The sequence below is a fragment of the Paenibacillus sp. SER-28 genome (assembly GCF_052906305.1).
In genome coordinates this window covers 318,698-332,999 of sequence record NZ_JBRECM010000003.1, presented here as the reverse complement: position 1 = coordinate 332,999, position 14,302 = coordinate 318,698, and the positions used below count along the sequence as shown (strand labels likewise).

At 40.3% G+C, this 14,302-nt stretch carries 15 protein-coding genes and 2 pseudogenes; 10 read left to right on the top strand and 7 right to left on the bottom strand.

All coding sequences use genetic code 11. The features are described 5' to 3' along the window. Positions 1-28: 28 nt before the first annotated feature. The 3 genes from ACUYLD_RS11635 to ACUYLD_RS11625 all read right to left on the bottom strand — a co-directional run bounded on the left by ACUYLD_RS11635 (position 29) and on the right by ACUYLD_RS11625 (position 3,823). Positions 29-1,231: a Ger(x)C family spore germination protein gene (locus ACUYLD_RS11635; protein ID WP_446675188.1), complete on the bottom strand. Its 1,203-nt coding sequence runs from the start codon at positions 1,229-1,231 to the stop codon at positions 29-31. 36 nt (positions 1,232-1,267) lie between these two features. Further along, positions 1,268-2,884 (bottom strand): spore germination protein, encoded by a 1,617-nt coding sequence (locus ACUYLD_RS11630; RefSeq protein ID WP_250267311.1) that lies wholly within the window; start codon positions 2,882-2,884, stop codon positions 1,268-1,270. Between the two features lie 444 nt (positions 2,885-3,328). Continuing rightward, on the bottom strand, positions 3,329-3,823 hold the full coding sequence (locus tag ACUYLD_RS11625; protein WP_061830029.1) for a MerR family transcriptional regulator: 495 nt from the start codon (positions 3,821-3,823) through the stop codon (positions 3,329-3,331). A 173-nt stretch (positions 3,824-3,996) separates the two neighbouring features. Between ACUYLD_RS11625 and ACUYLD_RS11620 the strand changes: the two genes are divergently transcribed. Then, entirely contained in the window at positions 3,997-4,848 is an 852-nt protein-coding gene (locus tag ACUYLD_RS11620; protein ID WP_446675073.1) for an aldo/keto reductase, read from the top strand. A 250-nt stretch (positions 4,849-5,098) separates the two neighbouring features. Then, the gene (locus ACUYLD_RS11615; RefSeq protein ID WP_302055478.1) at positions 5,099-5,221 is read left to right on the top strand and encodes a hypothetical protein; all 123 of its coding nucleotides are present in this window, start codon (positions 5,099-5,101) and stop codon (positions 5,219-5,221) included. Between the two features lie 90 nt (positions 5,222-5,311). On the opposite strand, the gene ACUYLD_RS11610 is transcribed toward ACUYLD_RS11615, so the two are convergent. Then, entirely contained in the window at positions 5,312-6,304 is a 993-nt protein-coding gene (locus tag ACUYLD_RS11610; protein ID WP_446675072.1) for a YiiG family protein, read from the bottom strand. Positions 6,305-6,898: 594 nt separating this feature from the next. Between ACUYLD_RS11610 and ACUYLD_RS11605 the strand changes: the two are divergent. Together ACUYLD_RS11605 and ACUYLD_RS11600 are read left to right on the top strand one after the other, a co-directional pair. Continuing rightward, positions 6,899-7,069, top strand: a pseudogene (locus tag ACUYLD_RS11605) (transcriptional regulator); the annotation flags it as partial. Continuing rightward, positions 7,032-7,154 carry a hypothetical protein gene (locus tag ACUYLD_RS11600; RefSeq protein WP_446675071.1) on the top strand — a complete coding sequence of 41 codons (123 nt, stop codon included), beginning with the start codon at positions 7,032-7,034 and terminating at the stop codon, positions 7,152-7,154. The pseudogene ACUYLD_RS11605 and the gene ACUYLD_RS11600, both read left to right, overlap by 38 nt. Before the next feature lie 97 nt (positions 7,155-7,251). Here ACUYLD_RS11600 and ACUYLD_RS11595 read toward each other — a convergent pair whose 3' ends face one another. Then, positions 7,252-7,770, bottom strand: coding sequence for a DUF3231 family protein (locus ACUYLD_RS11595; protein ID WP_069290956.1), 519 nt, complete (start codon positions 7,768-7,770; stop codon positions 7,252-7,254). 155 nt (positions 7,771-7,925) lie between these two features. Here ACUYLD_RS11595 and ACUYLD_RS11590 point away from each other — a divergent pair, with 155 nt between their 5' ends. The 4 genes and pseudogenes from ACUYLD_RS11590 (at position 7,926) to ACUYLD_RS11575 (ending at position 10,540) form a co-directional block, all read left to right on the top strand. Further along, positions 7,926-8,174, top strand: a complete 249-nt coding sequence (locus ACUYLD_RS11590) for a WGxxGxxG family protein (protein ID WP_322172646.1) — start codon at positions 7,926-7,928, stop codon at positions 8,172-8,174. Between the two features lie 240 nt (positions 8,175-8,414). Continuing rightward, a pseudogene (locus ACUYLD_RS11585) lies at positions 8,415-8,798 on the top strand (glycosyltransferase); the annotation flags it as partial. 607 nt (positions 8,799-9,405) lie between these two features. Further along, complete coding sequence (locus ACUYLD_RS11580; RefSeq protein WP_446675070.1) at positions 9,406-10,287, top strand: glycosyltransferase family 2 protein; 882 nt, start codon at positions 9,406-9,408, stop codon at positions 10,285-10,287. A 145-nt stretch (positions 10,288-10,432) separates the two neighbouring features. Further along, entirely contained in the window at positions 10,433-10,540 is a 108-nt protein-coding gene (locus ACUYLD_RS11575; RefSeq protein ID WP_023986758.1) for a hypothetical protein, read from the top strand. A 348-nt stretch (positions 10,541-10,888) separates the two neighbouring features. Here ACUYLD_RS11575 and ACUYLD_RS11570 read toward each other — a convergent pair whose 3' ends face one another. Continuing rightward, positions 10,889-11,530 carry a hypothetical protein gene (locus ACUYLD_RS11570; protein ID WP_446675069.1) on the bottom strand — a complete coding sequence of 214 codons (642 nt, stop codon included), beginning with the start codon at positions 11,528-11,530 and terminating at the stop codon, positions 10,889-10,891. A gap of 364 nt (positions 11,531-11,894) precedes the next feature. On the opposite strand from ACUYLD_RS11570, the gene ACUYLD_RS11565 reads away from it, so the two are divergent. Then, on the top strand, positions 11,895-12,950 hold the full coding sequence (locus tag ACUYLD_RS11565) for an acyltransferase family protein (protein ID WP_446675068.1): 1,056 nt from the start codon (positions 11,895-11,897) through the stop codon (positions 12,948-12,950). A gap of 230 nt (positions 12,951-13,180) precedes the next feature. Here ACUYLD_RS11565 and ACUYLD_RS11560 read toward each other — a convergent pair whose 3' ends face one another. Then, positions 13,181-13,822 (bottom strand): SPRY domain-containing protein, encoded by a 642-nt coding sequence (locus ACUYLD_RS11560; protein ID WP_446675067.1) that lies wholly within the window; start codon positions 13,820-13,822, stop codon positions 13,181-13,183. Between the two features lie 252 nt (positions 13,823-14,074). Here ACUYLD_RS11560 and ACUYLD_RS11555 point away from each other — a divergent pair, with 252 nt between their 5' ends. Further along, positions 14,075-14,275: a hypothetical protein gene (locus ACUYLD_RS11555; RefSeq protein WP_268819913.1), complete on the top strand. Its 201-nt coding sequence runs from the start codon at positions 14,075-14,077 to the stop codon at positions 14,273-14,275. The last annotated feature ends 27 nt before the right edge of the window (positions 14,276-14,302 follow it).

Here is a 14,302-nt window from a genome sequence, read left to right as displayed (position 1 = left end):
ACTGTTTAGGCCCCTTTTTACAAATGGGTTAGGTTTGACTTCCGATATGCTTCTGCAGGAGTCCAGGACGCTGAATTCGTGCATCTACTCGAATATCCAGTTCTATCTTTTTGAACTCCTGCCCCCAGTCTTTTTTCACAGTCTCCCACTCCCTTGGGAACCTTCGGTGAATCCGGTCAGCAAAACCAGTTGCGTCCACACCTAGTTCCTGGAGTTTATCCCAGCCCTTATTTATCGTTCTGGTCACTTCTTTTCCAATCTCTTTTTCCATATCATGTATGGTTTTCGTCTTGGAAATATCCTTAGTGCATGTGCTTTCATTTAAAGTTCCGTTAATTTTAACTCTAACCTGCATGGTGTAATGAGAACTCGCTTTTCTGGGTATAAGTTTTACATCTGCAGAATTTACTGTTAGAGAAGAGTACATTTCCCTACCGAGTTGTTCGCTGCATGGGAACGAAATTTCGGAGTTGTTAACCTTTTGGGACAGATAAGATACTCCCAGACTCTCTTCCTTGTCGAGAAATCCTTTAAGCTTTCCGTTTTGAAACACCCCTAATTTAGTCAATGCCAGCTTGAGCGGGGTCGAGGTTTTTTTAAAAACATCCAGACTCTCTGCTTCCTTCTCGTTCTCATGGTCTCTCTCTCCGATTAATTCGGCGACTGGTACCCCAATGGATTTGGAATCCGAGTTCATGCTCAATACGAAATCATAAACCCTAACTTTCGGAAACAACGATAAACTATCGCTCTCTTTGTCAACCAATTCAGCCATGGCGGCGCCTTGAAGTTTTTCAGGAGGCAACAATTTCTTTATTAGATCGGATGCTAGTCCATCCGTTATAATTATAGATACCATTTCTCTCGCTTCCGTATTACGAAGATAAAAATCGATTAAACGATCCATTCCCTTCTCAGCCGCTCTCTTACCGATATATATAACACGATTATGTGCTATGTAGATTCGTCTTGAAGTTTCCAAATTGCTGTACGATAATGCCTGGTTATAGGTTTTGGACTTTATAGAGAATACATGGGATGCGGGTTGGGAAGAGCTTCCCGATCCTCCTCCGGTTCCACTTGCAATGGCGGAGGGAACAATAATCTGATAGGACATCATCCACTGTCCGTCGTCCATCATATCTACTCCTGAAGCCGCAGTTACCCACAGCTCATTCAGTTCGACTCGATTCCAGCAACCCGTCAAACTGAATAACACGACCAAGACCATAAAAAACCTTCCTAATAGGGACATACCGGTTCCTCCTTACGCCATGGGATCTCGGCCATGTTCCCCTGCCTGTTCTGCAAATGATTCCTGTTCCGTTGCCTGCCTTACTGGATTGGAATCCCCAATCATTACCGGCCGTTTCTTCATCATCCACCAAGGTGCACGCACAAACAGGTCTTTCATATTGCTCTTATAGAAAGGTGCGATCGGTATCATATAAGGAACACCGAACGAATTCATAGATACTAATCGAACGAGGATGGGAACCAAGGCCGACAAAACGCCGTACAACCCAAATAAACCCGCCACCAGCATGAGTACAAACCTGAGCAAACGAACAGCCCCCGCCATATTGATCGAAGGTAACACAAAGTTGCATATAGCCGTGAATGATACCACAATCACCATAGCTGCGGAAACCAACCCCGCCTGAACGGCAGCTTGTCCAAGAACCAAAGCCCCAACGATAGAGATTGCAGGCCCTACAGCGCGCGGCATTCGTACTCCTGCTTCGCGGATAACCTCGAAGGTCAGCTCCATTAGCATTGCTTCAAGCAGGGCGGGCAATGGTGTATTCTCTCTCTGTGCAGCCAGAGTGATAAGCAGTGTTGTAGGCAGCATTTCCTGGTGAAACGTAGTTGTTGCAATAAAGAATGAGGGTAATAGCAATGCCAAGAAAAAGGATGCCATCCGAACGATCCGAAGAAAAGATGCCAAATCATATCGCTGGTAGTAATCCTCACTGGATGCGATAAACCGAAAAAGGGTTACGGGAGCAATCAGCGCAAATGGGGTCCCATCAACCAATATCGCTACCAGCCCTTCAAGCAAGCTACCTGCTACAGAATCCGGGCGCTCGGTGTTATGAATGGTTGGAAATGGTGTCCATACCCCATCTTGAATAAATTCCTCGATATATCCACTTTCGAGAATACTGTCAGTGTTGATGGAGTCTAACCGTCTGGAGATTTCCTTAACCACCTCCGGATCTGCAATGCCTCGAATATATGCCACCGATACCTTTGTCTGCGTGTATGATCCGATAATTCGAGAATCAAAGTGGAGTTCAGTTGATTTGATCCTTCTCCGAAGGAGTGCGATATTGGTGGATATGTCCTCCGTAAACCCCTCTTTAGGGCCGCGAATTACTGTCTGCGATGTTGGCTCCTCAACCGCTCTTTTAGCCCCGCCGCTGATAGAAGCAGCAAAGGCCTTGGTGCTGCCTTCGACAAGGAGAGCAACCTGTCCATAAAGAACGGCATGGATAAGTGCTTGCTCATTTTCAAGGCAAGTGATGCCCCCAATAGGAATACGATCCATCAACCAACTTTCAACATTACGATCAGAGAGATCCCCATTTCGAATACCTGCAGTGAGCTCCTCCAGCAGTGTCGTTAAAATTTGCTGATCAATCAGGCCCTGAAGAAAAGCTACAGCGAGAACCGGATTACCCTGTTTATCGTTCAAGCAACGAAGAATGAAATCCGTGCTATGTCCTATTTCGTGCTTCAGCATGGTCACGTTGTCCTTAAGCGTACCACTCAGCTCTTTGGATAACTCAGTCGATTTTTCGTCATTAACTGGTTTAGGACTCCTGCCATTTTTGGATCGTGAAGGCTGTTTAAACAGCCATTTTTTTAACTTATCAACCACAGCAATACAGTTCCCTTCTAGTTAGCGGTCAATTGTAATATGCTGCTATTCCACGATTTATATGTACGGAACTTGTCAAAAGATGCTTGCATATCAATTCATTGCAACTATGATTACAATTGTGGAGACCCCTATTGCCTAACGACGTATTGTAGTCTACAGGCTTATTCATACTGAAATATATTTTAAAATCCGCAGTATTAGAGCAACAGAAGTAATTTAAGATATAAGTTTAGAAAAAAGCAACACATTGCTTTTTCGAACTGTCATACCGTCCAAGTTCCATAAAATAAGTTTTAGACTGACTCTAGAAATTGAAACAGCGACAGCAAAGGACGGAGAAAATAAAGTCCTAGACTGTCGCTGTTTTCATTGAACTAACGCCTCTGTGTTAGTTCAATCTAGACTGATGTAAATCTTGTTCATCCTAAGCCAACCAGGAGTTTAAAAAAGAGTATTTTCTTCGAGCAGTTGTGTTTCACGTAGATCTCTAGCCTTCCGAACAGAGGGCGAGTAAAAAACGTCACTATGCATATGCTGAATTTTATCCCAGTTGCCAGGATTGGTCGTGTCTGGAGAACGGTGCTCCAGAATGGCCTGATATAGGGCCGTTTTTTGTTCCAAATGGGCAACGTGCTGTTTGGCTTCTTCGAGCTTAACGAGCGCCGCTTTCTTATGCTCCATCATGAGTGTGTAGCGTTGCGGAATGGTCGAATCCCCTTCGAGACAGAAATCGACGTACATTTTAATGACTCCAATCGGCATCCCGGATTGCTTGAGACATTTGACGCCATGTAACCAGTTGATCGATTCTTCGTCGAACATTCGAATGTTGTTTTGATTGCGCTGTACGCTTGGTACTAGGCCTTTATCCGTGTAAAAGCGTACAGCGTGCTCGGTGAGTCCCGTTATCTGGGCGGCTTCTTTGACTGTATACATGTGGAATCCTCCTTGGAAAAGTAAATTTTTTTGAAGACGGCTTGACTTCGTGTAACACGAAGGCGATAGGTTTATTGTAATGCAAGTCGACCGTAAGCGGAATCCCACTGAGGTGCCCGATTTCCCAGTTCCACGGCCGTTTGCTTTACATTTGAACAATGGGAGGAATTACAATGCAAACCGTGACATTAAACAATGGTGTGAAAATGCCGATTATCGGCTTTGGTGTCTACCAAGTTCCAGATGTTGAAGAATGCGAGAACGCCGTATATGAAGCGTTGATGGCTGGTTACCGCCTGATCGACACCGCCGCCGGTTATCTGAATGAGGAAGCGGTCGGTCGTGCGATCAAGCGCAGCGGCGTACCGCGTGAGCAGCTGTTCATCACGACCAAGCTATGGGTTCAGGATGCCGGCTACGAGAGAGCCAAGCTCGCGTTTGCCAAATCCTTGAAGAAGCTGCAACTCGACTATCTCGATCTGTACCTTATTCACCAGCCGTTCGGCGATTACTACGGTGCTTGGCGTGCGATGGAAGACCTGTACCGCGAAGGCAAGATTAAGGCGATCGGTGTCAGCAACTTCCTACCCGACCGCCTTATGGACCTCATCGTTCATAACGAAATCGTGCCCGCCGTCAACCAGATCGAAACGCACCCGTTCTACCAGCAGACAGAGAGCGCAGCTTTTATGAAAGAGCAGAGAGTTCAACATCAGTCGTGGGCCCCGTTCGCTGAGGGACTTAACAACATGTTCAGAAACGAAGTGCTGGTCTCGATCGCAGAAAAACACAAAAAATCCGTCGCTCAGGTCGTATTGCGCTGGCTTGTTCAGCGTGAAATCGTTGTAATCCCAAAATCGGTGAGAAAAGAGCGGATCGTCGAAAACTTTGACATTTTTGATTTTGAGTTGAGCGCGGACGATATCGAACAAATTTCGACCCTCGATACGCGGAAAAGTCTTTTCTTATCGTACCGCGACCCGGAAGTCGCCAAGATGATGGGCAACTGGAGATTCGATCTGTAAACCTTGAATCGAACCGTAAACTGATCACGCGTTTATCCTCATCTATAAAGAAAGGACAGGGCGGTCACCTCTGTCCTTTCTTTACTTGAATAGACCCTTGGATTCGGCTTTTCTGCTTTATAATGATGCCATCTTTCGCTTAATCATAATAAAACCTCCTATTAGAGCAATTATTTAGTGTTCTCTCCTGTAATTGAATCGCCAATGTTTTTTAACACTTTTAAATCTTATTGAAAAGGTGTGGATAAAAATGTTGGAAAAATCGGTACTGCTGCTTATAGTGGCTAGCTTTTTGTTTATGGTTAATGTGCCGGATCAAGCTTTTAACCACCATCATAGCATTCACCCTCAAGTTACCATTGGAGGATTTTAAAGCAAAAGCTCTGCTAACCTTATGGTTGGCAGAGCTTGTTCGTTACCGGAACTCCGTATTTGTTTTCGTAGCCCCTATCGTTAGATACGCTTAATTTATTTCATTATATCGTTCGACTGCCTTGCTTAGCTTATAATTGAAATTCTCAGGTGTGCCATCCGTAGTGTTCACGAACTGGCCGTTGAGGTCAGAATCAGATACAGGTTCCTTCTTATTGATACGTTCAATGACTTTCGAAGCAGCCGCTTTTGCCTCAGTGGCTGAATCAACATAGTTCCTGATACTGAAGCTGTTAATCCCTTCTTTTTGAACTCGATTCTTGTCTTTTGAGATTGTCATGAGCGCACTCAGATCTGCGGTCATAATGTCGTATTTGGCTTTAAACTTCGTCATATCAAGCTGCAGCACATTGCCGGCGGTGATACCCTGCTCATCCATTTCAATGGCCGTAGCCTCGGCATCTATCATGAACTTCAAGGCATTATACCTGATCTGCTGGTCTGAATCCTTGAGTTTTTTCAGTTCAGCCAGACGTTGCTCGTTACCCAACTTTTGCATAGCCGTGGAGTATTGTTTGGAGACAGTCTCGTAAGCGAGATTGGCACTTACCAGCTTGCTATGCAGCTGTTTTCCTTTTGCGAAATCATCATCCACGTAGCCTTTTGTATCATAGTAGGTTTTCATCTCGTCCAGGACGGACAACAGATCATTGATGACCGGTGTCAGTTTGATCACTACGGGGTCTGCGTTCGCAAAAGCAGGTTGGCTTGCGGTATAGCCGTTCGCTTTATCAATAACTTCCCGCTCAGTTTCAGCAACGCCGAGCATGATGAAGCTGAAGTTCTTCTCGATTACAGGCTGTGAATCAACTCCGAACTTCTCAAAATAATGAACCAGAACCTCATTGATTCTGCCTGTCATCAAGTTATTCAGCCTCACATACGCATTGTATTTTTCGATTTCTTTGCTCTCGCCGGACGTTACACCTGCAGACGCTTGATCCACGGTGGATGTAATGGCAGAACAAGCGGACAACATTGCACCTAACATGATAATGGCAATAAAGAATGATAGCTTTCTCAAAATAGTGATTCCTCCGACTGAGTAATTTAACGTGCTTTTCTTTTGTAAGATATTAGGGAGAGAACAACTGACATCTTCTGGTCGATTAAATTCCCTCTTCGCCGCATATCAATGTTGATTGTGAAACAATCTATTCAATTTTAAATTTATTTGGTGAATAGGTCTTGAGACTTGAGTAGCATAATTTTATAAATTTCTTTGTTGTTGACGATTGTTCTGCCAACTTCCTAAATGCTTGTATTCCTCTGGTCTCAGTGGTGATTTCCCCATTGGAAATATTCCTGAATATGATGTCCCTTATTTCTTTACTAACCATAATCGTACTCCTCTCCTTCACATAAAAGATGATACCTTTGTTTACCTAGACGAACTCATTCTCAGTACAGTTTTACTATATATTGGAATTATCCTGCCCGTTAGCTTAACGGCGCCGTTCAGACTAGTCTGCAACTTTTCAGCAGGCTGCTGTAATATGCCAGTATGAAGGATCTGGAGATAAAGACAGGGAGGCGCACAGAGGACATAAAGATCAGGCTGCTTGCTTTAGAGCAAGATAACTATATTTATGGGGGCGGGTAATCCTACACTACGGGACTAGGTTATCATACACTAAATAATGAGACTTATTTTATAAACTGCTTGGGTTTGTTTTTACATTTTCGGGATTATGCGGTTCCTGAAACCAAAGCAGCGTTTTTAAATTTTATCGAAAAGGTGTGGATGACCAATGTTGAAAAAAATGGTACTGCTGATCATCGCGGATAGCTTTTTGTTTATTGTTACTGTGCCGGATCAAGCCCTTAACCACCACAATAGTATTCAGCCTTACGTTACCATCGGAGGTGCTTAAACGTAAGCAAAGCAAATCCCCGCAAACCTTAACTGGTCGGCGGGGATTTTTGTTGAACGATCTAAGGAACAGTGTGTTGAAGAATTATGCTGGAATTTTAGGCTTTAACTGGTTCAGGTCTTTTTAATTGAAGAGGGGGAGGTATTAGCCAACCCTTTTCTTTGTTCATTTTTAGAATACGGACTCCCAAAGCAGTCTTAGTTAGATGATATTTCGCAAATAAAGCCCCGATGTCTTCTCTAATGGATTGACCCATAGCTTGGCTGCAAGATGTCAATCCTACAGAGGTATCTAATGCGATTTTAGCTGCGATTTCGGGATCAGTAAACCTTGCACCAACCGGGATATCCTCAAGTTTTACAGGGGGTCTTTCAGGCAAAATAGGAGCTGGGGCAATCCCATTATCAGTAAGCATTGCGTCGCATTCTTGGATTTCCAGTTTAGCTTGATCAATAAGATCATCCAGTACTTTTTTGAGCTCTTTGTCTCCTGCGTGGTTTAAACATGCTTGGTAAAATGAAACGCTGCCTTTCGCTAACGCTGAAAACTGCCACACACTATAAACTTCTCCGTAATGCATGGGCTCGTCTTTTGGATTCCCGCTTAGGATACCCATTATAAAAACCACTCCTTTTTTAATTTTAATGATGTACAAATTTATGATTCCCAGTAGTGAAGATTTAATGTGTGTATAAGAAATAAGTTCTACTGGGCATCCTAAATACATTAAAAAATTGATTGCAAACACAAATTTAAAGGAGTGGTTTAGGTATGTTGAAAAAAATGAAGATAATGGTTGTTGTTGCATTAATGATTTCAAGCTTTGGAGCGGCAGTAGCATTTGCTGAAAACAGTCAAAACAATATGGGCACAAACGACAATGGTAGAACACAAATGCTGACTACTAATAATAATGATGACGATAATGATAATGATAATTGGGGATGGCTTGGTTTGTTGGGGTTAGTTGGATTGGCAGGTTTAAAACGTCGCGAGCCTGAAAACCACAATAAAAGATAATCGTAAATACAACTCAAAAACAACTTAACAATCCCCGCTAACCATACTTGGCCGGAGGGGATTGTTTTTATTCGAACTATGTCTTTAGACGGAAAATAAAGATTAAGACACCACTTTTGATCTCTGCGATGATGGCAAGTTTCTCTTTCGCGTTCAAAATATCGGCAACCTTTTGGTTTGACACTAACTGTATAAAACCGGATATTTCACCTATAATAAGACAGCCTGTTTTATTCCAAAAGTATGATCAAGCCTTATTATGGAGAAACCGCCAGTAATAAGCTGGCGGATCTTCTGAGGGAGCATATTCTAATCGCAGGGAAAATTGTAGCGGCTGTCAAAGCGGGTAATCAAGCGGATGTGAAAAAGCTAGAGGCGGATTGGCATAAGAACGCCGATGATATCGCCAAATTTTTAAGTGCAGCGAATCCGAACTAGCAGTTTAAAACGCTACGAGATATGCTGTATACGCACCTTCAGTTGATTACGGAATTAGTTCTTGATTATATCAAAGGAGATTGGAAAGCGGGTATTGCATCAACCGACAAAAACGAGATCCATATGATTCATTTAGCGGACATCCTGACAGAAGGCATTGTCAAACAGTTCCCTGGAAAATTTTAAGTGAGCGTTATAGGCGCTGCAAAGCAGATTAGCTTTCTATAATCACCCCAAAGGGTGGTATAGAAAGCTTTTTTATCGGTTTAATGAATCGTTAATACAACTATGAATGCAGTCGGCATGTCGAACCGATATACGTTCTCCCGCAAGCTCAATTTTATTGACTCTATTTCAACGTACTCGTAATGCGTAGGCCGAGGGTCCAATTCCCTTCACCAGCATTCTATGAAACTCAAGCACAGCACGGCTACCAAGCTTTTGGAGACTTTGTTGGAGTGGGTATTATTAAACGATTAATCGAATTAGAGTAAGAGTTTGAAGATTTCACTTTAAGTAAACTTAAAAACCAGGGTAGTTCATGAACAAGAAAATTTATAATAATCCTATTTTATTTCAATAATTTTAAAAAAAGAGGAAATTATATTATCGGTTCAACAAGTTCTTTTTAGTAGAACCTTTTTTACCAAGAAGCCGCCTCGAAATGTATTTCCAATACATATACTTAGAACATGATTATATGAAGAACTAGTTTTCGAGAAAAATAGGGAAGTTCGCTTTTATGTAAAATAATATTTTCTTAATTTAAATCGTAGAATGGAGGGAACTTCTTGTGCCACGAGCTTCAGTTATACTGCCAGTTTATAATACTGTGGCTTTTGTTTGGGAAGCAATCCACAGTATTTTAGTTCAAACCTACTCCGATTTTGAATTAATTATTATTGATGATGGCTCAACAGATGGATCTGCTTTTCTTATTTCACAGATAACAGATCCTAGAGTGGTTAAAATCTTTCATAGTACCAATCAAGGTTTGGTCGCTACTTTAAACGAGGGATTCAATAGGGCAACTGGTGAATATATCGTTCGTATGGATAGCGATGATATTTCTACGCCAGATCGACTGGATGTGCAAATATCATTTATGGATCAAAATCCCTTAATTGATGTATGCGGTGCTGCTTTTACTACATTTAATGGAGGGGCACTTAAGGTGAATCCGGCTAGTCATGAAGAAATTAAAACATGGTTGTTATTTCATTGCTGTATCTGCCATCCTGCTACAATAATACGCAATAGCATGATACATCGGCTAAACATTCAATATGATAGTAGTTATCCTCATGCCGAAGACTACGAACTGTGGAACCGATTAGCCTCTCAGGTACAAATAGCGAACCTCCCCATAAACTTATTGTTTTATCGTCAACATAAAGGACAAGTGTCCATTCAGCACAGAGCAATACAAGACGACACCGCTCGGAGAATTCGGCAAAGACAGTTTAGCCAGTTGGGCTTGGAATTATCAGATGAAGAGAATCAGATTATGCTGGATATTCTTGAGTTTAAAATTAATCCCTATGATTATAATTGCTACATTAAAGCAGTAGGATTTGCGAATTGGGTGTTGGATCAAAACTGTAAGTATCAGATTTACAATCAGGAGCTATTAAGCATGGCTTTTTCACGGTGTATATCCCATCTTCCATATTAACAAAAATATCAGCAAGCGATCGGAAAGTATCCTAATATCCCGCTGGCATAAGTAATGGGGTGTTTTTATGTTTACCTGAATGCCCGGTCATAGAACGTATTTACACATATATTAAGATGACGACAAATAAAGGAGGGCTAAAGCTATGAGCGGATGTGCAGGTGCAGCTGTTTGCGGTGTGTGGACTTCTACAGCGGCCATTTTGGTGCTCTATATTCTCTTGGTTATCATCCTTAAATCATGTTGGGTTTAATTTTGTGAAAAGAATTGTATGATAATGTCCCATCAATCAAGTTCAACGACTTTCTTTCATAATCTGCCCGAATTTAGATTAGATTAGATAAAAAGCTCTGCTAACCTTAGGGCTACCCGTTTATTTAAGCTGAGTTTACGGGCCGCATTTCATGTTCTATCCCCCTGCTATAGAGGGCTGATCCTATTCCAGAACACTCGTAATGCGTAGGCTGGGGAGGGAAATGCAAACAGTTTGCCCTTTAGTAAATCTAAAAAAGGACTCTATGGGCATTTAACCAGATAGAGTCCTTCTTGTTGTTTATTTCGTTGAATACTCGTTAAAGATAAGGGCTTACTTGATTAAAATTTATTGATTTTCCTTCGTGAGAAAAGAAGCTGCTAACAATGTAGTATTCGTATAGCCACCTGAAACATTTTCATATGAAAAATTAGCGATAGGAACTCCAATAACTGAAGCAACGTCTCCTTCAAAAATCTCTCCACTTGCACCCGGATAAACTGCCATTACTGTATTATCATTTTCATCACTAATGTAAACGATCGCCGTTGTCCCTATAGGAATGTTATCTTCTTCTATGTCTATTACATCGCCGGTTATTTTTACAAATTTGTTTAAGTATAAATTCAGATTTTTATTTAAGTGTTTTGTTGTTACAGATTTGTCTACTAGATTAATGACTTTGCTTTTATCTGTGGAAGGAAATAAGTCACTATTTTTAACAATGAAGTCATAAGAGGTTTGTTCCATAGAAGCTTGATCTTCTGTTAACACGGGTGTTCCATCTTTCAAGAATTCAGCAAATAAATATTCTTTATCTGTGACCTCATTTGTAGAAGCTTGCTGAGCAGTATTTTCATTGCTTACTGTTTGTTCAGCAGCAAAGGATGTACTTGAAGACCCAGACCTTGTCGTTGTTTCTTTAAAATTGCTTCCACAAGCTGTTAAAGCTACAGAAAGTAGAGCAATAGATAGAACTTTTTTTAACATGACGAATTCTCCTGTGTATCCTCATCGGTTGAGGTAGTTGCTCATTTTATCTTGTTACCTTTATTATCGAATATCGGTGTTGAATATATAATACTTTTAAGTTTTAACAACAAGGATATACTTTATTGATAAAAATTGTATAAATGGCTCATTCTATCAAATTAGGCAATGTTGCATACCCGGGGGTTATCCCCTTCACCAATAACTTACAAACTCATGCACAGCGTGGTCTATAGGTTTTTGGAGCCGCATTTTTTTGTATAAAAATGGAGGGTGTAATGGTATTTAAAAAAATAAATATTTTATATTTTTGGTTTGTGCTAATATATCTCTATTCAATTACAACTAGAAAAGAGGATATTGTGTGCACCATGACAAGGAATTAAAGCTTGCAGAAACAAATATTGCAAAAGGTATTGCTGTAATACTACTTTTGATCCATCACCTCTTCGCTTTTCCTGATAGATTAAAGTATGAATATGTTTCATTATTTAGTTTATTTCATGAAAGAGGGGAATTTTATTTAGGACATTTTGGTCAAATAGCAATATCTATTTTTTTGTTTCTAAGTGGTTATGGATTATATAAGAGCAATGTTCAAAATCCACATCATTTAATTCAGAAAAGCTTTACAAGATTAAGCAAAATAATGATAAATTACTGGGTTGTTTTTTTGCTTTTTATCCCAGCGGGTCTATACTTCTTTGGAAATTCTGATAGATTTCAACATAATTCAATAATGGATTTTTTGCGGAATTTTATAGCGCTCTCAAGTTCATATAATGGTGAGTGGTGGTTTTTATATGATTATATTCTGCTGCTATTAATTTTTCCGGTCAGCTTTCAAGCCATTCAACGTAACGCATGGGTAACTCTACTCATTTCCGGTCTTGTTTTTTATAATTCATATTCACAAGGCAATTATTACAGTATTATGTATTGGCAGTTGCCGTTTATGATAGGGTTGTTCTTTGCTAAATATAAATTGTATTCATGGATGAGTAAAATTTATAATTCCATCATATTTAATAACATACTGTTTGATATTATAATAATTGTAGTATTATTTCGCTTTCGTACCACGAGTCAACTATTTGAGAAGACAACGATTGATATGATAATTGCCCCTTTATTTATCCTCGTTAGTATTCATTTAATGAATAAATTAAAACTAACCAGACCTTTTGCTTACTTAGGTAAAAATTCAATGAATATTTGGTTAACCCACACCTTTTTTTGTTATTACTATTTTCAGAGTATTGTTTTCTTCCCCAAGGTATCTATCTTGATCTTGTTGTGGCTAACGTTGTTAACGGTACTTACTTCAATTGTAGTTAACAGCATCATTAGTCTCATTAATACCAAAGTGTATACAAAGAATATTGATCTCAATCCAAACAAAGTTGGGGGCCAAGTGTAAAGTCTTACTATCTGTTTGGAAAAGACTACTGAATTGTACTTCACGGACACTCATTCGAGAGTATTTTATTAAACTTAAGCACAGCTTCCAGGCTTTTTGGAAGCCGTGCTTTTTTTATTGAAACAAACGATTTGCAAACCTTTAGTCTAGAAAAAATGTATCGTCCAGTATAGCAGTTTGGGCGTGATCTCGAGATTACAGTAAATGTAAAGAAGGACTTCATCGGCATGTTAGCCGACATGAAGCCCAGGCTTTGTAGATGGATCTGGTGTTGTAGATGTACCCGAATCTTGATAAGGTAAAAATCCTTCAGGAATAGGATATTTAAAATCACTTGCTCCAAAATTAGCAGTATATACAACAGAACCATTTAATTGATCGTTTCTTATGTAGGGATATACAGTATCGCCTAATAAAGAAGGAGTGTACTTAGAAACACCTTGTGAAACTCCATTTTTGTAAAAAATAATTGTATTATTACTTAGATCTAAAGCGACCGAAATGACATCATTTACTGTATAAACGGCCCCGTAATCATAATTTCCTGTACCAAAAGATTGGCTGGTAGGACCATGACCACCTCCATGATAACCAGTGTACCTGATTTGTTTTTTCTTGTCTGAATTTGCGACTCCAATATCGCCGCTTCCTTTATTAAGGGTTACTTCCCAATACCATTTCCCCGAGCTTTTACCTACATTAGCAATATCGGTTTGATTCCATTCAGGAATTGTTTTTGTTAAAGATCCATCTGACCAAGTTACATTTGTAGTCTCTGCTTTTGTAACAGTAGGGAACAATGAGAACACCGAAGCTCCAATGAGAAGGGCTAGCACTATTGTTCCTAGTTTTTTGAATATAATATTGTTCATGACTTCCCCTAAATATATGTAATAACAAGTGAATTATAGAATTAGATTGGGAGAATTGTCCAAACATTAAATGATATATATTCAAATATGAGTATTATTATGGAATTTAATTTTTCATCCGGTTAGGCTTCGTAAGAAACAATGGATGCATGCCAGAAATGTTTAAAGCAGAAGGAATGTACATGTGGTTCACCGAATGGAATATTTGAGGTGATCGTCGTGAAACGCACATATAAAGTAATGAGGACAGACATGGAGTTGTTTGGAGCTGCTTTGGTCCAGGCACATGTATACGTTGTATCCGTTGATGAGGAATTGCGTGTGACATTTGAGGATTATGGGGGAGTAGTAGAGGAGGTTAAGCCAGAATCAGTTAAGATAGCGGGTAAAATTTTTATGCGAGACCAGCTTGAATTTCGAATAGACCTAGTATCAGGAGAGGACCCAGAATGACTAATAACTCCGACGGTCAATAGCCAG

Coding starts and splice junctions, on each gene's coding strand:
- ACUYLD_RS11600 (WP_446675071.1), top strand. CDS start 7,032: ATGTTGAAAAAAATGGTACTGCTGATCATCGCGGATAGCTTTTTGTTT.
- ACUYLD_RS11560 (WP_446675067.1), bottom strand. CDS start 13,822: ATGAACAATATTATATTCAAAAAACTAGGAACAATAGTGCTAGCCCTT.
- ACUYLD_RS11570 (WP_446675069.1), bottom strand. CDS start 11,530: ATGTTAAAAAAAGTTCTATCTATTGCTCTACTTTCTGTAGCTTTAACA.
- ACUYLD_RS11615 (WP_302055478.1), top strand. CDS start 5,099: ATGTTGGAAAAATCGGTACTGCTGCTTATAGTGGCTAGCTTTTTGTTT.
- ACUYLD_RS11635 (WP_446675188.1), bottom strand. CDS start 1,231: ATGGTCTTGGTCGTGTTATTCAGTTTGACGGGTTGCTGGAATCGAGTC.
- ACUYLD_RS11595 (WP_069290956.1), bottom strand. CDS start 7,770: ATGGGTATCCTAAGCGGGAATCCAAAAGACGAGCCCATGCATTACGGA.
- ACUYLD_RS11555 (WP_268819913.1), top strand. CDS start 14,075: ATGGAGTTGTTTGGAGCTGCTTTGGTCCAGGCACATGTATACGTTGTA.
- ACUYLD_RS11590 (WP_322172646.1), top strand. CDS start 7,926: ATGTTGAAAAAAATGAAGATAATGGTTGTTGTTGCATTAATGATTTCA.
- ACUYLD_RS11625 (WP_061830029.1), bottom strand. CDS start 3,823: ATGTATACAGTCAAAGAAGCCGCCCAGATAACGGGACTCACCGAGCAC.
- ACUYLD_RS11620 (WP_446675073.1), top strand. CDS start 3,997: ATGCAAACCGTGACATTAAACAATGGTGTGAAAATGCCGATTATCGGC.
- ACUYLD_RS11575 (WP_023986758.1), top strand. CDS start 10,433: ATGAGCGGATGTGCAGGTGCAGCTGTTTGCGGTGTGTGGACTTCTACA.